Source organism: Sphingobacterium sp. UME9, from assembly GCF_014170215.1.
GTDB lineage: Bacteria > Bacteroidota > Bacteroidia > Sphingobacteriales > Sphingobacteriaceae > Sphingobacterium > Sphingobacterium paramultivorum.
On sequence record NZ_LZZP01000003.1, the window covers coordinates 388,005 to 414,330 of the forward strand.

Consider the following 26,326-nt stretch of genomic DNA (forward strand, 5'->3'; position numbering starts at 1 on the left):
AATGACTCAGTCGCCCGGCACCGCGATCGAGGGAACGAATTAGACAACAGACCCGTGATCGGGTCGGTGAGTTTTTTATAAAAGATCAAACGAAAAGGAATCAACCATTGTTATAAGAATACTTTTCATAAATTAGGTTAATAACAGGTAGTAAAAACCTTGAGATCCCTCTCCTCAAGGTTTTTTTATTTTTTTAGGAACCGACCCTTCCATTATGAGGATCATAACGATATAGCGAAGACGACGATAAGGTTTGTTATGCATACTTATTGAAGGAGGAAGAATAGTTGGAGAGGGATCCTGCCAGGCTGGTCTAGCCTCTTCACTAAAGATGTACCTTTGGCGCTGAAGATGGCGATTGTCAGGATTAAACCGTAATTTCATCGATCAAATACATTGAACATGACAATTCTATACCAATATTTTCGTTTTTATGGGGTGCTAGTGGCATTCATATTTTCCTTCAATGTTTCTGCACAAAAGCAATCAGTGGTGGACAGCAATGCGTTGGCAATTCAGTTCGTTGACGGGCAACTTCCTGAAGGCAACTATACGGCTGCGGTGTTGGGAATTCCCCGACCGAATGCATCGCAGCTTGCAATTGTTGGGAAGATGAAACAAGCCATGAAAGCCAATGAAGATTGGTTTTTCAAAACCATGAAGGAGTTAAAACCCGGAGAGCCTATACCATATCACAAAAATCTAGGTATTAGCGAAGAGGAGTATGCTGCTTTAATGGAGTTCTCCCAATCTATCAAAATAGACAAAATAGGGGCTATGGAGCTCAAGATCACTCGCAAGGACAATAGTATCCATTTCGAGCCTAAAGACTTCGGCGATTATTTAAAATATCTAGTCATCGATTTAAAAGACCAGCGGGTTAGGGTTGATAGTCTGGGCTTGGAATATAAAGGACAGATCAGTTTGGATGCCAAACAGACAACATTGGTCGCAGGGCCTTGGGCAGGTTACTCCTGGCAACTCGAAGAATTTAAAAAAGACGGACAATTAATTTCAGATCCGAATAAGGTCGTTCCAGCAGAAATGGGAGAACTGGATATAAAGTCTATAGAAGTGTTAATAGGCAAACTCGATCGTATCGATCAATGTTTCCTTTATCTCAAGAGTAATATTATCAATAAAGGCCATGTGCTTGCAAAACAGGAGATAGCCCTTTTATTAACGAAAGAATAAGCTGAAATCCAAAAATATACCTAACTTTAAATTAGATCAAAGCCCAAAGCCGATTAACATTTGGCCCAAGCGGACATCTAGCCAAAAAAGGCTCCCTTATCGGTTAAGAAGGGAGCCTTTTATTTGAGAAAAGTAGCCTAAAATGTTGTGTAGGTACGATTGAATTCAAAGAATATATCGAAAGCTTAGACTCAACACTCTTAAACCATGTCCCTTAAATAGGCGGAAAATAAAGTTTTATTAGCGAAAATGCCTAAGGGGGACCCTATGGAAATGGAAGGAGTAAGAGTTGTCAACTCTGATCTCCTAATATTAATTAAAGATTTTTGTTAGATCCACTAATTCAAACTTTTTATCAACCTCAAAAAATGTTCTAAATATTGAAGCATGTCCGGTTCCAACCAAAATAAAGATGGTTTTTGTACCAGGCTTAATTTGATTTTGGATATTGGCATACATAATTAAATTTCTTTTATACCAGTCAGTAACGAGTCTAGCACCAAAATAATCTTTCCCGATCATAATTTTGTTTGCGAATGAAAAATAAAAGCCAATATTGTTGTCTAGTTTCGATTTTTCATTCATGCATAAAAAGATTTGACTCAAATTCTTTTCTTCCAGACACTTATCCGACATTGATAATTTTATTTCTTCAAGTTCTTTTTTTAAGGTAGGATTGGAATTAGCCTCTTTCATCAAGATATCAAATCTCATTTCGATCAGTGTATCAATTGGATACAATTCCTGATGTTTCAATTTTTTTGCCAATCGAAATCCCAATTGAACCGTTTCACCTTCCTTAAAAAACCTTCTCATCCGTTCGTTTTTTATTGTATCGGTGAATGCGTTATATTGATTCTTTAAATAAGACTTGTAATTTGCATCTAACTGTTTCTTTTCATTAAAATTGCTTTCAACAAATATTTGTTCAGGTTTATAATCAGATGAATAGATTTTTTCCACGACATTATCCAGGTCCTTTTGATTTTCTGGGGATAGGATATTTCTATCCTGCACTTTAATCATATCGTTTCCTGGATTATTGAAATGATAGGTTCCGAATAAAATAACCTTTATTTTCTCCTGAGCCGATAGCACTGAAAATTGAAAAAGTATCAGAAAAAGGACCGTGAAAATTTTAGTGAAATAAGAATTTTGCATACAATAGTGTTAAAAATAAATAATTCACGAAACTAATAAATAGGGATTGCTTATCTGCTACGAATAATAAATGAACAGTCACGAATAATAAATCATTATAAGATTAATCATGGTTGTTTTTACTGTTCCAAGTCTATACTTCTCATTAACTTTTCGTCCAACTCTGTGAATACTTTAGGAATAAACGTCTTTAGATCATAACATCGTTTAATATCTCGCCGATATAACAAGATGAATACCACCTTTGAGTCGCTATCGCAATGCTTTTTATTCTGAATAAATAGATCGGTTGAACCGTTTATAGGGCATTTATTTTTTACATTTGTATTTAACAATAGTTTAAAATCTATGCAAAAACACAGCGCATCCATTCCTGTCAGGAGCTGGGACAGCAATTTTGGTAATGGAATAGCTGTTGTTCGTATAGCATCAGAAATTCCCGGGAGTAAAGAGTTTAATCATGCACATCGACACGACTATCACCTTTTCGTATTGCAGGAAAGTGGTATCTCGCATACCGAAATAGACTTTAAAAAATATTTGATAGATAAGCCAACTATACTATATCAATCGCCAAATCAGGTTCACAGAGCCTTGAAAGTCGAAAATATAAGTGGATTTATTTTAACAATATCCAATGAAAACTTAAATGCGGATTACCTAAAACTATTGCAGCGCAATACACCTATCGAGCCATTATCGTTATGCTCACGCACAGATTTAGCGATTATCCAAGCGTGTTTTCTTTTATGTAGAAACCTGTATGACAGAAAAGAAGATAAGTTATATCATTTGCAGCTGAAAGACAGTTGCAATACATTGGTCGCCCTATTTATGTCGCAGTTCCTCAAGCAGTCAAAACCAGCAGAAAAATTGTCGCGTTTTGAAATAATTCAGAAGGCATTTTCAGAATTACTCGAGCAAAATTTTGTGCACATGAAACGCCCCGCGGACTATGCCGCAGCATTAAACATCTCCGTTGCTTATCTAAATGAATGTGTAAAGAATGTAACGGGTTTTTCTGTTTCACATCATATACAACAACGTATTATTTTAGAGGCAAAGCGCCTGCTATATCATTCCGATAAATCGGTAAAAGAGGTTGCAGCCGAATTAGGTTACGATGACTATCCCTATTTTTCACGACTATTTGTAAAAGTTGCAGGAATTACCGCTTTGACATTTCGTAGCAAAAACCACGATTAATCCAATACCTACTCTTTTCCGTTCTATTTTATACGATTGATTCTGCTGTACTTTGCTTTGAACAAAATATAATACTATGCCAAGTGCACCAAAATGGTTATTTGATACCTTAGAATTCTTAACGCCCAAGCTACCTTTGACCGAGGTTGTCGAAGTCGTCTCTTTATCAAAATCTGTCAAGAAGATTTGTTTTAAAGGGGATTTAAAAAATGTACAATTCGCGGTAGGTTCGTTCATCGACTTTAGAATTAATGCTACAGAGGCGCGGAGATATACCGTTTCTTATGCAGATACTGAAAAGGGCTTGTTTGAATTCATCGTTTATTTGAATGGTAAAGGTTGCGGAAGTCATTATATGTCGGATTTAAAAGTGGGCGACAACATTGTGATGTATAAGCCGAGAGGAGAAAGCAGGTATTATGATAAAAGGACTCAAAGGTTTGTAATTTTTGGAGATGAAACCTCGTTAGCACTTGCTTGTTCTTTTCTTCCAATGTTAAAGAAAAACAACCATCAGTTTGTGTTCCTTTTTGAATTGGATGAAGAGAACAAAAACGTTCCAAAATTATTGGGTCTGGAAAATTGCCTGATATTTCCCAAAAACTTTTCGTTCAGCATGGAGGAATGGGGCAGCAAGCTGCCAATGATCAATACCCCGGATTGGCAAGAAGCTAATTTCGTGTTGACAGGTAACGCAAAATCGGCTCAGCTGCTTAGAAAAATCATTAAAGAAAAAACCAATGGCAATGTTTTTTTACACGGCTACTGGTTAGCGGGTAAAAAAGGATTATAGGTCGATGCGGTTAAACTGTACGTATTTATTTGTGTTTTTAGTCCTGTAGATGGCATAAGTGCCTGGACGATAATTTGTAATCCGTAATGCCAAATGTGTAGCTGAATAAGGTACATACCACCCATAACTGATTGTTAAGGTTTTTATATTCTTACTTTATTTTTTATGCCATTTGGATTAACATGAATCTTGAATTATTTATCGATCAATTTCAGTTGATTCTGGAATTCACTTAATGAGATTTTCCCAGATGCAAAGTTGACATCTAAAATAAACTTCTTTTCGTTGGGGGACAGTTCACGTCCATAAATCTTCCCTAATAATCCATCTTCATCAGGTAAAGCTTCGGTTACATCTGCTGCATTTAAAAATGCCTGATAGTATCGTAGTCCGAACTTTCTAAGCGACGACGCGTTGAAATGAATTTGGTCTTCGTTTGCAGTTAACCCTTTTGCCGAAACGAAGTTACAATTGTTGTGCGATGCTGCATATTTTTGTAAGGCGCTATTGACCAAATGGTAATCATTGAAATGTGCTCCAAATAGACCATAAGGCAAAAAATCGCCTATCGCGCCGATAATCAGGGGAACTTCAGGAGCCCCTAATTGCTTCCGTAGCTCATTGACTATAATATCAAACTTTTCACCGTATTTTGCGGCCAGTTCGGCGGAAGAATCATTTTCTCCCTGATGCCACAATATTCCTGTCAACTGGCTGCTACGTTGAGCAAGTTTAGCCTGAAAAATAGCGTGGTCAAAGAGTGCACCACCAACCTGCCAGTCATTTAAGCTGGTACCGCCATCAGCACAGGGGATAAGGCCGATCTCCTCGCCAATGTGATCCGCATGCCAGGAGGCAGCAAATGATGATGCGAGCCCCACACCAGCCATAGGCCTGTCATTGTGTATGGGTTCGGCCATTATCTGCCAGCGTCCATTGCGAAGCATCTTTATTGATTCGTTGATGATAGGCGGCACTGAATCCGGAATTCCGCGGCCGGCCATATTTGATTGCCCTATTAGCAAAAAAGATTGTATCATAGTTGATTATATATTTAAGACTCCACGATTCCTATACTGCGGCTAAATGATAGCCAGGCAAATTTTTTAAGATCATTTGGAGCGACGTCGCCAGAATTTAATGCCTTCACACTTGCTCTTGCCACACTGGCAAAGAGATGTCTGATCCAGGCTGATGACAAACGATTGTCTATAATATGTTTCACCTGCAGCTGGGGAACTATACCAAACCACTTTTCTTTTGCTTGTTCATAGGCAATAACTTTTTCTTTGTCCATCGCCGCGACATCAACCTGCCTCTCCTCAAGGGCGTGTAAGAAAATATATTTTACACCGTTGTCGATAGCTGCGTATAGCATTGCTTCCAATTGTTTGACCGGATCAGTATCGCTGTTAAAAGCAGAAACCATGGCGATATACCAGGTTTCAAGCATATCGACATAGCAGGCAGTTATAAGTGAATCTCTATCCTTAAAATACCGATACAAAGTTCGCTTACTGATTTGTGCAACCTCGGCCACTCGCTCTAAAGGAGCGTGAAAGTCTTCATTTAAAACTTTTACTGCACTATAAATTAGCTTTTCCCTATTCATTTGGCACAAATGTATGACAAATGTCTTATATATGTGTTATTTTGTGGATGAAATTATAATTTATTGGCCCAATTGTCATTAAGTATCGTTAAAATCCCAATGAGAACTAACGCTTTCTTAAAACCCTTTCGCGCCTTTTAAACAATATTTCAAGGAAATGAATAGATGTAATTTCAGCTAATCTTACGACCTTTCGATTAGATCGAAGCCCAAAGCCGTTAACATTTAGCTTAAGCGGACATCTAGCTAAAATTGCCTCCCTTATTGATTAACAATAAAGGATTTTTATTAGTAGCATAAATCATTTTTTTTCTCCCTTAAATCGAGCTTTAAAAAACTAGGACATAGATAATCAAAACAATGAGCCAATATCTAATTTTTAAGCTTATCAATGCACAAGCATAAGCCTTTCGCAGCAGGTATGGCCCTCTTTGAGACCGAGAGTCGCAAGTCTATTCTTCCGCCTTTGGAAGGCAAAGATCCTAGAATAGGTTGTCTTCTATTGAGGTGATCCGCTGTGGCAAGATGCCGCTAAAACCCGATCCGAGGAGTGAATAGGAGGGAAATGTTTTTCTTCATCGGGGACCTTGTTTTAATTCATATACAGAATAACATTTTAATACTAAAAATATTAGTATTAAAATATTTGTTTACACATATTTGTATTGTTAACCAGTTTAAGAACAATTTATTATGAGTGAATTGAAACAATCGAAATATATCGATATTACAACAAGATTATGGTTTTAAAAAAGTTTTCGGATCAGATACCAATAAAGATCTCCTGATCGCTTTCTTAAACGAACTCTTTAGAGGACGCAAGGTTATTGAGCATCTTTTCGGAAAGATCGACACCTGTTACCGCTTTGGCTCCATTTTTTTTGGCATAGCTGCAATGCCAGCCAAAGCCGCATCCCAGGTCCAGTACGTTTTTGCCATTAAAGCTAGGAAGGATATTTTTTAACGCATGCCGTTCTCCGGCACCTTCAAGACCTTTAATGGATCTGTCCATATTTTTATATTGATCGAAGAATGTTTAACTTCTACAAATAAAGAATGGGCTGGATATATTTTATCCGTCCCATTCCAAAACATCAATTCAATCTAAACTCTGCTTATTAAAAAAGAGTTAAGATCTGACAGGCTCGTTCCACAGATTGAAGCCTTTCTTTGATGGGTCCTGTACCGGACAGGTTTCTGTAGCCAGCCGGGCTTTTCTAGATATGCCACAACCACATGCACCGCAGATTCTTGGGTCACTTTCGCTTTTCAGTTTAACCTTGTAAGCCAGCTGGTGGGGCGGGTTTCTTATGAATTCACAGGTGTTGCAGCTATTCAAGCGTTGTTCATAAATTTCTTTTGAAACAGTGTGAAAACCTGTTTTTCCCCATTCCAGTAACGCTTTAGTGGCTTTTTTTGCCAACTGCATATTGCTATGATTTTCAGGTATCTGATACAGCTCATATTCTATGTTCCTCTTGTCGTTCAAAAAGAGGTTCAGCAGATCAAGGTCGAACCTGCTGATGAATAAGTGACTCGCAAACTTATCGTCCTCTCTTGCCCTTGCAAGCACGGCCGAACTTACAGGATGGTCAAGTCCGAGCAGATTTCCGAGTGCACTGCGCATGTCGTTCCAGGACCCGGTGGTTTCTATGTCTTTTATAATATCAACCATGATGTTTTAATCTAAAAATGGATAATCTGGTTAAGCTGTTGCTATGATTGTATATGCCCCTTCAGCAAGCGGCTGATTGTCAATTGAAGTCACATTGGTTATAGATAAAATGTATTTGCTAGCTGGTTTAATCCCCTCAACTAGGAGTGTTACAGTGCCTGGTTCGCGCTCACTCACTTTAGCCGAAGTTACCCTAATCCCAGGCTCTATGTTGTAATTAATAAGTGCTTCAGCGGTTGGAATATTAACTGAATTATCAAATACCACATTTATAGATTTGAGGTCAAAGCTTGCATATGCTGTTTTCAAGTGGAAGAATTGGGCTATTGGTACACCACATTTTGGCATATCAAAGAAGCTTATCCCGTTCCAGAAAGCATCTTTACGGCAATCGATAGATGGGAGGTCACACACATCCGAAGGATTTCCTGTGGCATGATTTTTATTAATTTTATCAAATAATCGTGCGGTGATCTGTCTGATTCCGTTTGATGCAAGTTTTGAATACAGAGTGCTCGGGAATACAGAACTCAGGATATCAAAGGAAGCATAGTCGGCTTCTGCAACGCATATCTTTTGGGTTAATCTGGTTAGCATGTCAGCTATAATGAGCGACAGACCGTCCATAAATAGTTCTTTTATACGCGCCAGTCCGCCGGTAATAACAAGATAACTCTGTTCACCCTGTACCCATGAATAAGCATTTACCTCTTCATTGTTCCAGTCAAGAATAAAGTTTATGTTATGGTTATTTGAGGAGAAGATTCTAAACAACTTATTGATCGTATCTCTAGGTACCCCGTTACTGTAATCGTTAAATTCAGAAGTCTTTCGGATGTCGGCAGCTTGACTATTTGTTACGAAGCCATGTGCAGTAGCAGGGATATTGATAAGTTTTTTGCGTTTAGGATTAAAGCCTTTTGGCCATTCTTCCGGATTAGAAAGAAAAGATTCCAGTTCAGGGCTTTCAAATTTATCGATATATTCTTCTGTCCCTACATCATGTACTTCTTTATCATTCGAGAATTTGAAGACCAGTTTATCGTCAATATTATCGGTTTCGTAATGGCTTTGTACTGCATAATCTGTAGAAACAATTCCATTGGCATTTATAAGGTGGCCGGTCAGGTCCTTTCCATCAAATTTTTCCTTCATATTGATGCTTTGGATAGAGGTTTCGTAGTCGCCATGAGCTACAAATACAACATTGGCCGCTTTTCCATCAGCAGTCATCAACTTGTTTCCAGGGATCAGGTGCTGTACTTTTTTCAGGGATTTGCTGGTATACATTAAGAAAAGGTGATCCGGTGTAACCAGAAGTTCTCTTGCGTTTTCTTCTCCTGGCATCAGGTATTTGACTAAGTAGAGGCCTGGAACCATTGAGGTATTGATGTCGCCAGACCTGTTTTTCACAATCCCTGGTTTCCATTGAAGATCAAGGCCTGTTGTTAAAATAGAATCTCCAGGCTGAATGTCCTGTATGAGTACAAATTCTCCTTTGGTCGCTTCAATAGGCGTATTCAACGCGTAGCAGGAGCAGCAGCAATAGCAAGAATAATCGTCGCCGCCAATAGGAGGGATACTTTCATCCCAGGCAGATACTGGTGCGTCCATGGGTTTACCTTTCGCGCTGCAGTGCTTGCCACGCTGGGTACTGGTTTTAGCACAATACGCGTCTGAGCAAGGCCTATTGTATGGAGCCGGTTCTGACTCGATATTTTTTAAACATTGTGTAGTTGGCATAATGTATTTTTTTAAGAGTTATTATTTTTGTTGATTGATTTTTTTTCAAAAATTGAAATAGATGAGATCGGGGGATATTTAAATCATCACGATGGTTTAAATAGGTTTAAATAATGTCTTGTTTTCATTGGGATAATATTTGTTTTTTGTTGAATATTAATTTCCAGTCTCTCCGGTATAATAGAAAATGATTTCTATGTTTCGGAATACCGCTGAATCAAGGAAATTGTCTTTCTTTAAATCAGATGGTGTTTTGCTGAGGTCAACGGCTATGGAACGTTTGCCGAGTAGTTTACTTATATCAGGCTCAGGCTTCTTATCCGCCTTAAAAGTATAATTACAATCATTTCCAGGTCCTATTTTTACTGGGATACTGAGGCTGTCAGATAGCTTAAATGTAATGTATGTCCCCTCGGCAGCAATGGTGGAATCGACTTTAAAGTAAAAACCAATTAGCTTTGTTTTTAGGATATGTGGAGGAACAAAATTGATTAGGTCGTAATTCAGTGTTTGTGTACCTGGAGTCGAGTGATCATTTATAAACATATACCATGCCCCAGAAAATGCCTGATTGAAATTCCAGTAGCCCACACCGGTATAAGGCTTAAATGCTTTGAGGTTCATTACATCGTTCCTGAATCTATCGCCTCCATCTTTGGCTGAGTATTTTAAATGAATCAGCACATCTGAAATGGCGTCAAAGTTGATCCGATTATTGGCCATTGGCATGGAGAGCTTCCATGTGGATACCGCTCCCGTTCCTTCAAATGGGAGGTAGCGTGGATCTTCAAAGCTGAGCTGGAAAAGACCTGAATCGTTCATCCCTTTTGATATAGCAATTTGCTGGTTTATCCACCAGTTGGATCGAAGTGTACTATTATCGGGTATTTTGGTAATGGCACCCCCCAGTAAATAATTTACAGCATCGAGACCTTGTTTGTCTGCTTTGATTATCAGTTGGTTGCTCAATTGTGTAAGCGTTGCATGGATGTTCTGATAAGGACCGACAACGGCTGGTATTGATACCGAAATTGTTTTGATTTTTCGGCTGTAGTGACCAGGGAAATCATAATCGAAGAGTTTTTCATTGAGTTCAAGTATACATTCTCCTTTTGATCTTAGGTCCAGCAATGCTTTTGGATTGAGCTGGAGAAGTGAAATGGTTTTTTCTATTTCAAGCCTGCGGAGACTAGTATCGAGAATATCGTCACTTTCCATCTGATCGAGTGCCAGCATAAGCCCTTCACCGGCCAGCAAGCCTTTGTGTATATCGTCCCAATAGCCGTAATTGATAAATGAACGACTGCTATTAGACTGGAACTGGTAGGCGCATTCAGCGGCCTTTGCCATGGTAAAAGCTAAGTTGTAGGCTTGGAAATAAACTGCCGAAATACGGCTGATCATCCATTGGTAAAGTTCCTTATTGGTAAATTTGCTTTTATAAAAGGCTTCTAGACTTTCATTGTTGACTATAGTTTGTTTGTGAATAGCCAAATCTTGTTCTGCAATCTGTTTCTGGATATTGCTTTGCTTCATCAAAGCTTCGATCTGTGTTTTATCGTAACCTGCAATGTCGCGCTGCAGGGTCCATTCTTCACTTCTGCGATCATATCCAGCCATGGTCAGTGATTGCTGGGAAACATAGTTCGAAATGATGGAACCAATCTCAAAGGCACCAGAAGCAGCATTTAAAGCATTTCCAATCTGCTGTCCGCCATAAGTCATTGCAAAAGGCGAACCTACTTGCGGAACTGCATAGCCAATCGAAGCAGCAGTTTTAGTGATCCCTCCAAGTGTATTGAGAATCATAGCAGCTAATGCGGCATCCATACTCACTTGTTCCCGCTTGGAAATACCGTCAGTAACCAGCTTGTCGTAATGTTTGTAACGATAGTCTGCGCTGTTCAAACTGGCCATTTGAGAAGCAATCTGTTCATTAATAGCTTTGATTTGCATTTCTTTGATATTGGAAGTCATTTGCAGAACCACTTTTTCTTGTTGACGACCGATCAGGTTCAGCGTCTCTATATCTTTCTTTTCAAGTGCAGAAAGAAGTGCCGATCCAAGAGAAGTTACTTGTGCGGTGAGGTTACGAGCTTTTTCAATGAGGTAGTTGAAACGGTAAAAAGGTACTGGCGCACTGAAAGAAGAGGCCAGGCCGATACTACTACTACCAGATGCATAGGCACGGATAAATGCCCTTGGGTCGATTGGAGACGCAAACAATGGCAGTTGACGGAATACGCCATCAATGTTCTGGCAATGTCTTATTTTAAACAAGCGGTCTTCAACCCTGTCCCAGTAGCCTATAAAGTCGGAATTTTCCGGAATATTGAAATAGGAGTTGATCTTATTGAAAGGAACATCAGCAAAAGTGGTGACTGGCTTTTTAAGAGAAAATACTTCGGGGGTGTTCTCTAGCTCAATCAGGAATTGAGGGATATCATTCCCATATTCTTTTTTAATGTCATTGAACGTTTTCGACTCAGGATTTGGGATTTTACCCTCAGATTGAGGACGTTTACCCAGGATGTCAGAGGCCAGGACATACAGGTTGGTGGCCTGGTTTACTGATTCGGAAGTGTCTTGCGTAAACAGGAAATCACCCCAGTCTAAAATGTTGTTAATATATTTCATAACTGTAGCCTTGGCATAGGCTACAGGTCTGTATCTGGCGATAGCATCTGGATCAAAAGGGTCAAAATTATAACGCCTGATTTGTGCTGGATTAGTCAGCAGTTCGTGTAAGGTTTCCCGACTCATGGTACGGAAAGGACGGAACCTCCAATACCGTTTTTCAGGACTCGGATCATTACTATTATCTTCATCTATAGTGGGATTAAAGATATATTCTAGCCATTGTTTGGCATCTTCGTACCGCTTGTTCCCATTCAATTTGTCAGCCACAAGGAACGGCCCATGGAAAAAGATCTCCCAAAAATAAATGCCATAGGCACCATCAAAATCCATTAAAGAAGATTCGGGCGGGATTACATTTTCAGGAGCTGTATCGTTCAGAGATGTATAGAATCTGTTAAAAGGCAGTTCTGGTATTTCCTGGGATTGCAAGCTCAGGAGGTGATCAATACCGCCAGCAAAAAGTTTTTGCATAAATAGGGAAGTGGTATTGGTGGTGAGGCGGGTAAATTTAAATTTTAAATCTTTGAATGGGCCAGGCTTTGCAGCATAAGCAAGTGTACTTACTATCCTGTAGTTGGGCATAACATTTACCAGAGCCATATCAGATAACTTGTTTATCTGGTCACTGGCAACCACTAGGAAAGCTTCATCTCCATTGTCGTAGATAAACCAGCCAGGTTGGTTTCCTACATTGATGAGCGATGACTTTTCCCCATCTATAAAAGAAAGCAGGTTAAGCGGATTTGTTGCATTGATGCTACCCGAATTGTTAGTCGTTCCGGAGATATTATTTCCCCAATAGTTGTTGCGTAATAAATTATTGTCATTAATAACCGAAAGGTTTCCCATTTTCCGGTCTAGATTGGCTCGGTAGGGTTGAGGGTTTGTTGCCGAACTATACTTGTAATCAGCTACTATCAAAATTGTGCTGCTATTAAGCAGGTTGCTGTCGAGGACATGAGTCGGACCCAGGGTTACACTACCACTAATACTACCTTTTACACGTTTAGCTAGATTAAGGGAAGAAAATAGAGCTTGATTAAGTGCATTTCTTTCCTTTATGAATATGTTCTTGGTCGGATTATCCTGGTTTTTGGGTTGTTCCACCAGACCGTTATAGGAAGTTGACAGATCGGAGCCTAGCATAACCATCAATTGCTCGTCTGAATGCCTGTTGAGCACAATAGTAAAATTAGCATCTACAGCATCTTTCTGCCAGACACTGTCTACAATAAGGTCGGTATCAGAAATGACATTCAATACCATGCGTGTTTGATCTCCAATAACGATATTATCCCGATAAGCAAGTTCTTCCGTGAATTTAGTACCGTTACCAGATACATTTTGAAGATCTGCGGTAACGGTTAATTTACCTGTTCCGGAAAATGGTGGTGTCTGGGCTGAATCATTGCGTGGAATAATTTTGTAACTGCATCCGTCTGCATTAAATGGCCATGGTTCAGCTACCAGCATATTAGTGTTATTGATAATGCTTCTGATGACCCGTTTTTCTCCCATACATAAAATGGTATCACCCTTTCTGATTTCGCGCAGAAATTGTGTTTTTGTGCCAGTGATCACCTGCATGCCTTCTGAGGTGCTGATTTTCCCTTTTCCTACAAAACCCTTATCAACCGAAAGTACATAAGGAATATTCCACGGGGCATTCTGGTCATTAAGTAATCTGGCAATATCATCATTTTCAATGGATGGGTAATTGGTTGGAAAAGCATTGATAGGTATATTGCTGTATAATGTTTGTGGGTGTACCCATTTTTTTCCGTCGTAGAATGAATACTTCAGATCTACCATTTCTACGGTCTCGGTGCTTGATTTCTGGCCATCTACCACACTGCTTTGGGTCAGATTCTTTTCGCTCCAGAAAATGAAAATCCTATCGAAACCATATACAGGTGTGATGTTGGACGAATTGATGGCAATGTCGATCTTGAGCCAGGCGCCCCAGTCCTCAAAATCATCGAGCTTACGCATATAATAGGAGTAAGGCTGGGTGTTGGTCCTGCCAAATAGGAACAATGTTTCTTTTTTCTCACCAGTATTGGCATCCAGACGGGTAGTATTGTAGCTGGCCACATGTATAAGGTTTCCAAGCATGTTGACTTGCTGGAGATATTTTTCATAGGGTTCCTGAACTGTATCCTTATTTAAATCATTTTGAAGGAGATCGTCCGAAAAATCTTTAAACGGAGGTGTTATTTTTTTTCTGAGGCTGGGTTCAATATAGTTTTCAGGGTATAGGAATATTTTTCTGTTTACTTCCCAAATTCTGTAATTTGACATCCAATCCCACCATATTTTTGGAACGTCGATCAGGTTAACACCGGGTTCCAGCATCATGCGGCAGCGCTGCATGTAAAGCTGAACAGAAGAAATGCCTTGTGCTATTTTTGATGTCAGAGCGCAACTGCTCATTTCTACATCAATCAGCAAATAATTGTACAGGTCAGCAGGTTTTGAGATATAGGGATTACGGGCATTCATCATCCAGATGGAGAATGGAAGTAAGGCATCCCTGGTTTGAGTATTCAATATACCCTGGACATTACCATTCACTTCTGTAAAAGCGATTTCATCAAATACACCTGCAGCGAGGCTCATGGTTTTATCAGCCATTTTCTGGTAAACCGTCCAGTTGGTATCGTTAAATAAACCCTTAGGATCAAGGTCTAGATGTCCAATGCTCGAGTATGTAAGAAGTGTGGAAATGTCTGTGCCAAGTTTTTTTGAGGTACTGAAAGCGGCCTGTAACCGGATAATACCGGCAACAGTATCAAAATCGCTTTTTTGATCAGAAATCTCTGGCCAGAAAAGCTTGTTGAGCATACAGATCTGATCCGCATCCCATCCGGTAATGGAACTGAGTTTTTTTATTTTTTCACCAGGGCAGCCGGCATCCTTTGGTAGCTTGAAATAAGTGATCAGTTCGTCCTTTACATCTCCAAGGCCCGTTACCAGTTTACGATATGCAATCAAAGACAATACATCATTAATAGTTGGGTTATCAATGTTATCTATGTTAAAATGCAGGGAGCCATCTTTGTCGGTGATGTAGTCTATTTCTTTTTCGTTGAGCGATAAATTATCGGTTAGCAAGGAATTTCGTGAAAGCATTTTAACGAAAGCCTCTGTTTCTGGTTTAGCAGCAGCGGTTGGTGTTAAAAAGGCAACTAAATATTCCGGGAGATGGCTCTTGGCCGAAACGTATTTCTTGAGGGCTTTTATGCTTTCCTGGCTACTACTGATAAAGGCTGCTAGATTATTATTCAGCAGTTCCTGCTGTTTCTTTTCTGTGTCCCGCCACACTTTGAGTGTATGTGTTATGGCGCTTTTAGCCTGCAAAAGGAGTAATCCAACTTCGCTGACTTTGAAGTCTGCAGTATCGGGGCCGAAAATAGCTTTAAGAAAAGACAAATCTGTTTCATCCTGATATTTTTCGGCCAGCAGAGCCATTTGAGAATTGCCTTTTGGGATTAGCAGCGATTTGCTGACGAGTTCGTCAAATACCTTTTTCGATTCTTCGGCAGTAATATCGGCATAGCTTGTGCTGAAGATATCGGTGTAAAATCCCGAAAGGAATTGCTGATCCTTGCTCGTTACAGGGAAATAAACGGCTGCATTATCATAGTTAAACTCATACATCCTGAAAATCCCGGAAGTTGTAATGTACTGTTCCTGCATGGTGCTGAAAACAAAATCAGCGGCTTCTTTGTCGGTGCTTTCAAAAGCGAAATCAGCGGCTTTTAACTGTGTAGGAATGGCGGAAACAGCCAGTTCATTAATAAAAGATGTAATTTCGGAGCTCTGGTAAGGTGGTTCGTAGTGAGGGCCAGTTTCACCTTTTAAGATATAGTTCAACTGGTAAACATCAAGGTTGGCATCCGCAATCTTCTGTACAGCATTGTTTAAAATGGAATAAATTCCGGTCGTTAGCGGGATACTGTTCACCGGAGGTTGCAGATACGGCAGGGTTGGATAATATTGCAGATTTAATAAGATCAGCAGTTCCTCAAGGCTTAACTCGAGCAAGCTGCTCCATTGGCTAATGCGGTACATCCAGGAAAGATTGGATAGGTTCAGTGAGAGTGTAGTGGCATCAGCCCCTGTCAGTGTGCAGATATAATTTCCGAGTAAAACGATGCTATCAGCATCGAGGTTCAATGCAGCCGACAGTCTATCCCTGATGGTTCCGTTGATACCATCAATAGTCGTGACTTTCCATGGCTCTGCCGGATTCTTAAATGGATTAAAGAGAACATCGTCTTTGTATGGGTTTTTACCGTCCAGTAGCAATGGGTTGTTGAATACCTGGTCAAAAATATCCTGAGGAGCATTATCATTCACTTTGCCGCTGGTTTTCATTTCCGACCAAAATGCGGTAAGCGCAGGAACGGTACTGTTAGAAAGGGATTGTTGTAGGCTTTTGACCTGGGAAAGATATAAAATGAGGTTTTGATCAATGGTGGAGGATACGGCTGGAGTGGCGGTTGCGAAAAGCCAGTTCAGATCTTTAAAGCTCCAGCCGGTGATTTGTTTCAAACGGATGAAGCGGTGTAGGCGGTCAAGTCTTTTCAGGCTTATCCCGTTGATACGCTGTACCGGATTGTCGGGGTCGTTTGCAAAATAGGTTTGAAGGTATGGAAGCTTTTCCCCTGTTTTATTGATAAAAAAGTCGTTAGCAACATCGGCTTTCAATTCTTCAGATGAGAGATCTTGTGTCAGTAGATTGTCTAGCTCAGTACGATTAAGACTGGTATGGGCAATAAAATTTTCAACAATATCCAAACCCTGTGCAGGAAGTACTTCAAAGGAAGCACCGCTGCCCATGATCTCCCAGTTAGCGGAAACGGTCAGTTCAGTATCTGACGAAATAGTCGTCACTGTTCTGATGTTTTTAGCAGTTTTGATCTGATCGCCTATGGCTAGTTCTGTTTTGAAACGGGTACCGGTTCCTTTAACTGTCTTTTCGTCTGTGGTGAATTCGAGCGTTCCGGTTCCCTTGGAAGGTAGGTAAGCGGCAATTTTTTTCAAAGCTCGTTGCGGAATTACGGTGCTAACCATACCAACATCTAGGTCCCAGTGGGTATCAACGGTTAACGAAGTTGCAGATTGTATAGCAATGACTTTTTTTGTAACACCTTGTATATCTATTGAATCATTTATCTTGAATTCGGTATCAAAGTGGCTGCCCATACCCGTCACCGAAGCGTTTCCTTTCACCACCACAACTGCACCCTGCCCAGTAAAAGGAGGTGTTGTCTGTGGCGTAATCTTATAGGAAGCCTCATCTCCAAACATGGGCCATGGATTATCTACTGTTAGTTCTGTATCCGAAATCACGGCCACCACCGTGCGATCATTTTTGGCTGCAGTGATGGTATCACCTATGTTTATTTGTTTGATAAAGGCGGTGCCATTACCTGTAATTTTAATGTTGTCAGGATCAAAACTTATTTTCCCTGACCCATCCGTGGTTTGGGAAGAAAGTGGCTTCACTGTATAAACAGAACCCGAAGTTTGCAGCCAGTTGCTGTTTACTGTTAATTGCGTATCTGAAGAAATGGCTGTAACGGTTTTAATTTCATTGGCAACATTGATCTGATCGTTTACTTTTATTTCGGATTTAAACAGTGTACCTACACCCGTTACTGTATTTAGGTCTTTTAGGAACAATAGCTTTCCACTGGCTTCGAAGGATGACGGCTGGTAAAAAATATTATACCCATAGTAGGCCGTGAGCGCATCAACACTGTAGTTTTCTTCGGAAATGAGCTTGAATTGCTGGTAGGAGATATTAAGCTGTTCAAGCGCCGTATCAAAAGGACTGATGTTGGTGGCTTTATTATCTTTTGTAAGGATACTTTGAAAGAGTTGGTATAAAGGTATTTCCAGTCTGTTAAGGTAGCTCCTTATTTTCGCCAGCGGCAAGTTAAAAGGAAGCTGGAAAGGATAGCTACCTATAGAAAGAGCCTGATAGGCATTTTTGATGTTTTCATTGTGTTCAACATTTTTCTTCAAAATCCCGTTTACTAATTCCAGGTAGGGGATCACGGTATTGGTATTTTCGGAGTTTAATTCCAGTTCAAAAAGATCTGGTCTCCTTTCCTGAAGGGTATAGTGTGGTGCTATAGTACGAACCGGATTGATATTTGGTTCTGAAATATATTCATCCGTGATACGCATAATATCCAGAAAATATGCTGCCGGGCTGAAAATAGAAAAACATTCATCGCCCTCCAGGTAATTGAGTGACCCAAAAAGTTCCTGGTAATTGGGAATACTTTTAAAATAATTATCTACATCGCTATCGGTAGTTTTGAAGTTAGCTGCATTGTAATGAGGGGAGGCCACGGTATCTTTAATGTTTCCATATAACTGCATGGTTACTTCGGCAATGTGCACGGCTGTTTGATGGATCTCGGTTGCCTTTTCTTCACTGTCGATGTGTGGCGCAAAGAGTCTGACGAATTTGCGTTGCGGTATAGCAGCAATCTTGTTGGCCGAGTCGTATCCCATTTCCATCAGTTTTTCTGCGATTGAGTTGTCTGCTGTAATCCTAAGCGTTCTCTGCATCGTCTTCATTTTTTCTATGCTGGTATCCACTTCTGATATAGAAGAGGTCGGTTCAGACATTGCTTTCAGCAATCTTGTTTTTTTTGATTTTGGCGGAGCTGTTAGAAAGGCTTTTAATTCCGAAACTTTTTCGGGATCATGAAAATCGAAATTCAGAATATCAAAAGAGGGGTCTTTTTTATAAAGATTTTCCAGTGAAAAATCCTTGGATATATTTTTTTTGACTGTTCTTTTCATAATGGTTGTTTTATAGTGGTTGAGATGTTTTTTTCGAAGCAATGGTGGTAACAATCTTTGAATAAGAAATTTTCAAAGACTTGGTGCCGTCGTTACTGAAGGTTGTTCTTTCTCCTTTTTTATTGGGTTGAAGTGTTTTAATTTTAGTAGATATTCCTGCTTTTTCAAATTCGGCGGCCAATACCAAAGGTGGAAGTGTTGGATGTGCTTCAGTCGTTGAAATGTATAGTGGGACATCGATCGGTGAACTACGATAGGATTCTACCAGATTTCTTATTAGGGCGAGGTCTTTTGCTTTAGTCGCTTCTGCAGAACGGGGGAAGCTCCAGATAATACCTTCCAGTGGAGTACCTGTCTGTTTTTCAATACTCTTAAACATGGACATTGTTTTTGGGTCATGTAATTTGGTAACGTCAAAAGGTTCCACGATATAGTGATGATCAACAGGGGCCGAGCTGTTTTTTACAGTATAAGTAGGTGTGGCAGGCGAGGTCGTCGTGCTATAATAATCGGTGTGTATTACCGTGGAATCAACCTTGTTGTCAAATATTTTACTGGGGTATTTAATGACTGTTGGTAATTCCATTTTATCTGCTTTGCCCGAGCCTACCACGATATGGTAATACCTTTTGGGAACATCCCTCATTTTGAAGGGGTTGACTTTAGTTGCTATGGTACGCAGCATAAGCCCTGTCTTATCGGTATTGGAGACAGGATTGCCGGCAACAAAAGTGTATAAATTCAGTCCATCTACGGTACCGGCCGGATCTGGTTTAAGCCACCTGCCAAACCACGGTAAATAATATCGCATACCAAAATAGTAAAGCCCTGTGCTGTTGTCGCGTTCCTTGCCTGAATATCGATAGATTTTAAGAGCAACGTCAACTTGGTTAGGCCCGGCGATAAACGAAGTGCCCCCATATGGAAAATATTCCTCATAAGTGACCAACATCCCTGTTTCATCCAGTTCCACGCTAACAGAACCAAGGCTATTGTCCATTTGGTACCGTAGCTGATCGGAGGCAGGAATGGCTGCTGTACTGTCTGGCCCTCCTTTTTTCCAATGATAAATTATCGCAACGCATGTGTCTTTATCCATAATGCGTAGTGTCTGCCGGTCGATCGCAATTGTTCTGGTGCCATCTGTAGTCTGAACACCTTTGCGCTGGTGTTCATAATTATCAAAATATATGGTATCCGTATAATTTACCGAATTACTGTTCAGATATTGTTCATATACCTTTCTTGTACGTTGTTCTTGTTTATCGTATACATAATAGTCGGCATCGTCACTGAAATCAGCGCGCGCTATAATTTTTGCCGAAACCAAATTTTCGCAACAGTTATAGTTTAAAACAGTTCCATTATTTATAGTCAATTGCCGCTGATTGCCAGATGCATCGTATTCCAGTCCTTGCAAGCGGTTACAATTTTGTAATACCCCTGTTTCAGTTGTCCAGGCGGAGGATAATGTGACATGTTGTTTTTTTATCAGGTTTCCTGAATCGTCGTAGCTATACAATTCTGTATAGTTCTCTATAGCCTGCCCATCATTGATAGGCGATTGGCTGAAAGCGGGCATGTTGGTATTGGCATTGATTCCCTTGTGTTGTCTTCCGGAAGCCTGTATCAGACGGTACAGCGAGTCGTACTGATGATCAAAAACTGGGTCTATTTTCTGGTTATTATTAAATATCGTTTCAATTGAAGTATCGAAGGCGCAGGTTACATTGCCAACGGGATCATAAGTATAGTTAATATTTTGCACTTGATTTGATCCTGAGTTGGTAAAGATTTGTAACAGATTCAATGTGGAGGGTTCATACCTATAGGTTGTTATTACATTGTTGCCATACAATACTTTTGTGCGTTGTCGGTTGGCATCGTAGTTGATATTTTTAATGATCGGCGTTTTGACACCATTTGTGTTCACTGAAATAGAGTTGAGCAAACCTTCTAGATTATATGTATTGATAGTTGTATTCCATTCTTGATCATGATCCTTTATGGTTTCACTCAGCAGCAGGTTAAGTGAATTGTATACATATGTTTTTACACAGCTGTTGGTTTCCAGCGGAACGGTATCGTGCCAGTTCACAGCCGATTTATACATAGAGGTCATTTGCCTGCTGCTTTGCAATACGTTGCCAAGCATACTGTAGGAGGAGTTGATCAGAATGCCTGAGAGGTCTTTGAGAATATAAAGTTGTCCACGCAGGTTATGACCTGCGGCCGCACCTTCAGTCTCGCCATAGATGAATTGTTCTACTAGGTTAAAATCATCAAAACCAGTAATAGGGCCAGTTCCGGGAACTTTTTTGACCAGTACCTGTGTTTTTCTTTGTAAACCATCATAAAGAAGCACCTGGCAATACTCCCTTGCACTTAATGACCATACCAGCTTCCCGAAAATCGTGCTGAAGTGTTTGAGCAGGCCGGCATCTGCACTGTCGGTAACCATGGGCTGTTCAGCACCCATGCCGTACTGGTATTTGAAATTATAATATGTTTTACCCTGGTTAATGTTGTCTGCGTATAAACGTGGATCTGTTTCTACGGTCTTTCTTCCCTGAATATCGAAGGAGAAAAAGGTAACCAGGGAACGCATGTTGTTCTGCTCATTGAGCAATTGTACCGTCCTGATTACATTTCCCATATTGTCCATTACTGATGTAGTATAGGTGCCATAGAAGTCGGCTGCCATCTCCAGGGCTTTTTTCTCTTCGGCTTGGGCTCGGGTTGGCTGTTCAGGGTAAGCAGCCATAAAGTTTTTATAATACACAGCATCTTTTACTGTGTCATCCTCATCAAAATCGAATCGTTCCCATGGACTGAATTCAATTTTTGAGAAAAATCCCTTGGGCGTGTCTATCCTTATCACCCGTGAAAGCGGGTCGTAATGTGTAATGGTGGGTGGAGGAACCTGATAAAGGCGGGTGATTTCTTCCTGTGTTTGATAAAAAGGAGTGTCGCTGAAATAAGAAAGATAGTTTTCGCAGACTTTACCTTTATTGTTATATACACTGCGTCCTGAAACTAGCCATCGGCTGTTAAGTGTGGTAGACTCTACTTCTGTTTTTGCAGCCAGGGAACGGCCCATGCCATCATTGTAGGCAATAGCGGTTTGACAGGAAAAAAGATCGTTTTCCATTGCATAATGATTTCGCTGCAAATGAATTGAGTTGACCGGTTGCTGCTGCTTCATGTAAGCATTCAGGTCGTAATAGAAATAAGCAGAGGCACCTTGGAGGTAGTATTCTTTATTTTTGAGATCCTTAATGATGGAATTGAAATCAACCGGTTTGCCGTCCGGTGCGACTGTTCTTGGTTGATATTCAGCGGGGTTGCCATTGTATTCATACAAGCGCATACCTCCCGTTTGTAAATTGTTTTCTGTGCCGAATATGGAGGTGACTACGACCTGGCCCAGCGCATCAAATAGCGCTTGATGTACTGTACCGTTCATATCGACCAGTTGTCTTGGGGCCATAGCCTGATAATCCATAACAGCGGTTATCACATTTGTTATGGGTGGAAGAATGGAAACATACATTGCAGCGCTGAGGGGCACTAGATAATAGTTGTCGTAGCTTATTGTATTTTTGATGCCCAGATCGGAACTTGTACCGCAGGTCATGTAAAAACCTTCCGCTCCAGCGTAGTGCTGGGTAAGCCCCGGGTTTTCCCAGTAGCCGCTCACCTCGTCGTATATGTAACCGCCAAACTGTTCAATTGTATCTCGTGTGAGACGTTGGCCAAACATAGCCGTAATGTTATCATTGGTAAATTCTGCCGTTGAGATATGATGCAGCAATATTTGCGGAGACACTATCCCAAACGGCAATGCCATGCCCGTATCGGAGTCACAGAAATAGGAAATCACCCTGCTATACTGTTGTGCCTGTAAGCCTGTTGATGGTGCCGCAAGATAAGGAACGATATTCTGAAGTCCAGATTGGACAGCAAGATCAATCATCTCAAATGAAAAATATCCGGAAGGAGAGGTATTGATATTTAATAGCTCAAAAGCCTGTCTCTGATATTCAATTGCCCGCAAACGAATATTGAATTCAGAAGCCGGTGTATTGTAATAGTTAAATGTTTCTATAATGGCCTTACAGAGGTACTGTTCTGGATAATGTGGTGTATGTGCTTGTCTTCTGGGGAGGTATATGGTACAGGATTTTAACGGTTGACCATTAAGCGGATCCGTTTGCAATACAAAATGCTGCTGCACCCTCGGGTCTGTATGGTCACGCTCATATTGATAGGTAATGCTTTCACGAGAATTTACCAAAAATGCGGCTTCCTGGTTTTCCGTTGCGGGCTGGATCAATACCACAGAGTAATTTGATTCTTCAACTGAATAAGGTGCTGCAGAAGCTGCCGTTTCATCCAGTGCATATATTTCTGTACGCAGTACTTTTGAAGCCATCGCTTTATAAGCCTCTGAAAAAGTTTTTTCGGAGCTGCTATAGATATCCGGAGATAATACACTATTGGGAAGGGAACGGGCTTCTGTATCCTGGCTGTAATATTCGTTCTGATATTTTGTCAATAATAGCTCATACACTAGGCCTGTTGCACCGTTCAGGTACCAGGTCTTTGTATAAACCGGTGGAATAAATAATTCTCTGTTCAGTTCGGCTACGGTATAGTCCGGATTGTGATAGCCCGACTGGAATTCTTCATAACTTTCCGTGTCCCAGGATTCAATAAAACCAAAACCTTTGAATTTTTTTTGATCAGTATCGTAGTATCCATCATGATATTGATAACGGGTCACATACCTGGATTTGGATAAAGCTTCATATTGGATCAATTCTTCTACAACTTGTATTGGAAATGGTAAACTGGTGACCCATGGTTTTCCTTTCTGTTTATCTTCCAGAAGAAATTTTGTGGAACTACAATATTTGATATAATTTACCATACCCATGTTGTTGTCAATTTTATAGAGCAGGTAAGGTTTTAGTACGGATTTCTGTTCTTCTCCATTGGTTGCAGATCCGCCTGAAAAATTATAATAATAATGTTTTGGTGTAGTGTTCATTTTAGTGAAAACCAGACAGTTTGTGCCATTTCCGAGTATATCGGCAAAGCTGATTTGATCAGTGATATCAAATAATTCGGGGAGATAAACAATGAGAGGTGCTGAAAATGAGTTTCCCGACTGGTTGATAAATAATTCTACGCGATCAGGATAGACATAGACCAGATCAGTGGTACCTGATCCATCAATATCTGTTAAGAAAAGCCTTTTGGTATCAAAATTTTTATCAAATATTGGAGCATTGCCAAGTATTATCTTTTTTCCAAACTGTCCGTACCCAAGACAGGGCCAGCATTCTACTTTTCCGCTGCTGATTTTGACCCGGTGGGAAAGCCCGTCACCGAATATATTGGCAAAAGTGACTAGCTCCTTTGTATAGTTAGGTTTAACTGGCGGAAAATTGTTATCATTGGGTGTGTCGCGGGCGGGGCCGTAGCCTTTTTTTCCTTCCGAAGGATAGTATTGGATCTGATTCGTTCCAGGTAGCACCAAATCATTTTTACCTGTTGCTGAAAGGTCTGTCAGCTCCATTTCTGAGCTTGAAATGCATGTTGGGTAGCTTTCAAAAGGAACAAAGTTGTCCCAACCATTATCCTGTGCCCTGGCGTAAAAACCAGAAATGACTTCATTACTGATCACCAGTTCCAACTGCCCGTTCCCGTCCAGATCTGTCAATATAGAGTTTCCCTGTTGTATATTTCTATTGAGTGGAAAACTGGCATTGGCCTGTGGCATTGTATATTTCCCTTCACCGAGAGGCGCCAGATATAGGCTCATCTCATCATCACTGATTAAAAAACCCGGTAAGCCATCACCATTCAGATCAACGGGTAGGAAATGGGTCGGATTCAGATAACCCGGAATGCTGTTTTCACCCATATCCAATGTTTTAAACGTCGGCGTTAGTGGCGGGTTGAAAGTGGAATAATTAAACTCCAGAGGCGGTAAGATCTGTGGTTCTGTCAGTTCCTTTCTAAAGCCTTTGAGGGTAGCTTTGGTCAGCATAGACATGCCATGGAACAATACGGGAGTATATTGCTGGATATGTTCATAGTTAAATGACAGCTCCTTTACAATCAAAGGGTCACCCAGTTCTTCAGGAAAATAGTGTACCATATGTATACTCTCGCATAGGCGGTATGTTCGTATCTCAAAACCGCTATTATAAAGGGAGAATGGGTCGGGCCTGCATGACCAACCGGCCTGAGATTCCTGCCCATCAAGCTGACCGTAATTAAACACAACTTGGAACGCAAACTGGATATCTTTGTCTGCATCCCTGTAATTGCCGTAGCTGATACGGTCGATATAACGGTTAGCTTTGTTGTTACGGTTCACTTCGTACGGCTGGTCAGGGACATTAAGTGCATTCTCGGCTACATAGCTGTACAAAATCAAGTTGCCCTTATTGTCCGTTGATTCGTCAATAAGCCACTCGAATATCTGTGAAGGATCATCTGGGTTGGTAATTCGGTTCTTCGTGCCATAATAACTGGCGGTATTTTCCGCGGTGATCAATTTCCAGAACGAGAGGTTGCTATCTTTTTCCTCTCCCTGCCAGTGTTCGATCTGTGAAAAGGTGTTTTCTATCTGTGATAGATAAAGTGTCACCTGATAATTATGACCCTGATAATGGTCATTACGTGGGTTTGGTACCAGCTGACTGCTTTGTTGTACTAATAAAGGTTCTCCATCCAGTTCATAGGAGTCCGTACCATCATATCTGGGAATCCCCTTATTGGTACTTACTGAAATCTTCGATAAAGACAAGGAAAATCCCATCCCAAAAACACCATTACCCGAACCCGAACTGTAGCTCAAGCTAAGTTGGGGCTCAAAGCCTCTCGCTGGGGTAATAGGTACAGGGATTGCATAAGTGCCCGCACCAGAGAACAGGTTGGTCTTAAAGGAATCCCCGAGGCCTTTTATAGCTCCGCCTCCCTTAGGAAAAACAATCTCTTTGGCTGACACCTTGGTTGCTTCTGAGGTAATTTTTTCTGATGATGACATATCATAATATAGTTTAAACTCTTTTAAGAAATGGTGTAGAGTCTTGTTATTTCTTGATTATATATGGCTTCTAAGAAGATTAATAAAACCATTATCGGTCTTAAAAATATCCTAATCTATTTATTATAAAATGGTTAATAACAACATCATTGCCGCAAAGTTGTAGAGCGTATATCCCTCCAGCGTTACTGAATAGATTTTATGTGTTGTTTTGCTATTAAAAGTAAATGTAATAATTTTTAATAAAATATCAAAATAATTTAAATAAATTGAATTTTGTTGTTATTTAATAAGTTTTATTGTTATTAATTTCCTATCATTACTTAACATTAATCATGTAATTAATTTTGACTGATAGGTTTGTTTGTTTATTTTTAAAATATAATAATTAACCTAGTATGTGAATCTAGT

Annotated in this window: 10 protein-coding genes and 2 pseudogenes; 4 read left to right on the top strand and 8 right to left on the bottom strand. The window is 40.3% G+C overall.

Translation table 11 applies throughout. The features are described from left to right. Nucleotides 1-402: 402 nt before the first annotated feature. Nucleotides 403-1,194, top strand: coding sequence for a hypothetical protein (locus tag A9970_RS03155; protein ID WP_182981260.1), 792 nt, complete (start codon nucleotides 403-405; stop codon nucleotides 1,192-1,194). A gap of 312 nt (nucleotides 1,195-1,506) precedes the next feature. On the opposite strand, the gene A9970_RS03160 is transcribed toward A9970_RS03155, so the two are convergent. Next, nucleotides 1,507-2,355, bottom strand: a complete 849-nt coding sequence (locus tag A9970_RS03160; protein WP_182981261.1) for a DUF5694 domain-containing protein — start codon at nucleotides 2,353-2,355, stop codon at nucleotides 1,507-1,509. A gap of 348 nt (nucleotides 2,356-2,703) precedes the next feature. Between A9970_RS03160 and A9970_RS03165 the strand changes: the two genes are divergently transcribed. Further along, complete coding sequence (locus A9970_RS03165; RefSeq protein WP_153845537.1) at nucleotides 2,704-3,561, top strand: helix-turn-helix transcriptional regulator; 858 nt, start codon at nucleotides 2,704-2,706, stop codon at nucleotides 3,559-3,561. A gap of 76 nt (nucleotides 3,562-3,637) precedes the next feature. Beyond that, nucleotides 3,638-4,354, top strand: coding sequence for an FAD-binding oxidoreductase (locus A9970_RS03170; protein ID WP_182981262.1), 717 nt, complete (start codon nucleotides 3,638-3,640; stop codon nucleotides 4,352-4,354). A gap of 194 nt (nucleotides 4,355-4,548) precedes the next feature. Here A9970_RS03170 and A9970_RS03175 read toward each other — a convergent pair whose 3' ends face one another. Continuing rightward, on the bottom strand, nucleotides 4,549-5,394 hold the full coding sequence (locus A9970_RS03175) for a sialate O-acetylesterase (RefSeq protein ID WP_182981263.1): 846 nt from the start codon (nucleotides 5,392-5,394) through the stop codon (nucleotides 4,549-4,551). Nucleotides 5,395-5,408: 14 nt separating this feature from the next. Further along, complete coding sequence (locus A9970_RS03180; RefSeq protein ID WP_182981264.1) at nucleotides 5,409-5,966, bottom strand: TetR/AcrR family transcriptional regulator; 558 nt, start codon at nucleotides 5,964-5,966, stop codon at nucleotides 5,409-5,411. Nucleotides 5,967-6,690: 724 nt separating this feature from the next. On the opposite strand from A9970_RS03180, the pseudogene A9970_RS28865 reads away from it, so the two are divergent. Further along, nucleotides 6,691-6,753 (top strand): annotated as a pseudogene (locus tag A9970_RS28865) (hypothetical protein); the annotation flags it as partial. A 42-nt stretch (nucleotides 6,754-6,795) separates the two neighbouring features. Here A9970_RS28865 and A9970_RS03190 read toward each other — a convergent pair. The 5 genes and pseudogenes from A9970_RS03190 to A9970_RS03210 all read right to left on the bottom strand — a co-directional run. After that, nucleotides 6,796-6,978 (bottom strand): annotated as a pseudogene (locus tag A9970_RS03190) (class I SAM-dependent methyltransferase); the annotation flags it as partial. Between the two features lie 117 nt (nucleotides 6,979-7,095). Beyond that, entirely contained in the window at nucleotides 7,096-7,641 is a 546-nt protein-coding gene (locus A9970_RS03195) for a hypothetical protein (protein WP_182981266.1), read from the bottom strand. 30 nt (nucleotides 7,642-7,671) lie between these two features. Beyond that, nucleotides 7,672-9,384, bottom strand: a complete 1,713-nt coding sequence (locus A9970_RS03200; protein WP_182981267.1) for a hypothetical protein — start codon at nucleotides 9,382-9,384, stop codon at nucleotides 7,672-7,674. A gap of 156 nt (nucleotides 9,385-9,540) precedes the next feature. Beyond that, nucleotides 9,541-18,852 carry a neuraminidase-like domain-containing protein gene (locus tag A9970_RS03205; RefSeq protein ID WP_182981268.1) on the bottom strand — a complete coding sequence of 3,104 codons (9,312 nt, stop codon included), beginning with the start codon at nucleotides 18,850-18,852 and terminating at the stop codon, nucleotides 9,541-9,543. Between the two features lie 10 nt (nucleotides 18,853-18,862). Further along, nucleotides 18,863-25,915 (bottom strand): SpvB/TcaC N-terminal domain-containing protein, encoded by a 7,053-nt coding sequence (locus A9970_RS03210; protein WP_182981269.1) that lies wholly within the window; start codon nucleotides 25,913-25,915, stop codon nucleotides 18,863-18,865. Nucleotides 25,916-26,326 lie beyond the last annotated feature (411 nt).

Excerpts from the sequence above, each read along its gene's own strand:
- A9970_RS03155 (WP_182981260.1), top strand. The coding sequence starts at position 403 with ATGACAATTCTATACCAATATTTTCGTTTTTATGGGGTGCTAGTGGCA.
- A9970_RS03160 (WP_182981261.1), bottom strand. The coding sequence starts at position 2,355 with ATGCAAAATTCTTATTTCACTAAAATTTTCACGGTCCTTTTTCTGATA.
- A9970_RS03165 (WP_153845537.1), top strand. The coding sequence starts at position 2,704 with ATGCAAAAACACAGCGCATCCATTCCTGTCAGGAGCTGGGACAGCAAT.
- A9970_RS03170 (WP_182981262.1), top strand. The coding sequence starts at position 3,638 with ATGCCAAGTGCACCAAAATGGTTATTTGATACCTTAGAATTCTTAACG.
- A9970_RS03175 (WP_182981263.1), bottom strand. The coding sequence starts at position 5,394 with ATGATACAATCTTTTTTGCTAATAGGGCAATCAAATATGGCCGGCCGC.
- A9970_RS03180 (WP_182981264.1), bottom strand. The coding sequence starts at position 5,966 with ATGAATAGGGAAAAGCTAATTTATAGTGCAGTAAAAGTTTTAAATGAA.
- A9970_RS03195 (WP_182981266.1), bottom strand. The coding sequence starts at position 7,641 with ATGGTTGATATTATAAAAGACATAGAAACCACCGGGTCCTGGAACGAC.
- A9970_RS03200 (WP_182981267.1), bottom strand. The coding sequence starts at position 9,384 with ATGCCAACTACACAATGTTTAAAAAATATCGAGTCAGAACCGGCTCCA.
- A9970_RS03205 (WP_182981268.1), bottom strand. The coding sequence starts at position 18,852 with ATGAAAAGAACAGTCAAAAAAAATATATCCAAGGATTTTTCACTGGAA.
- A9970_RS03210 (WP_182981269.1), bottom strand. The coding sequence starts at position 25,915 with ATGTCATCATCAGAAAAAATTACCTCAGAAGCAACCAAGGTGTCAGCC.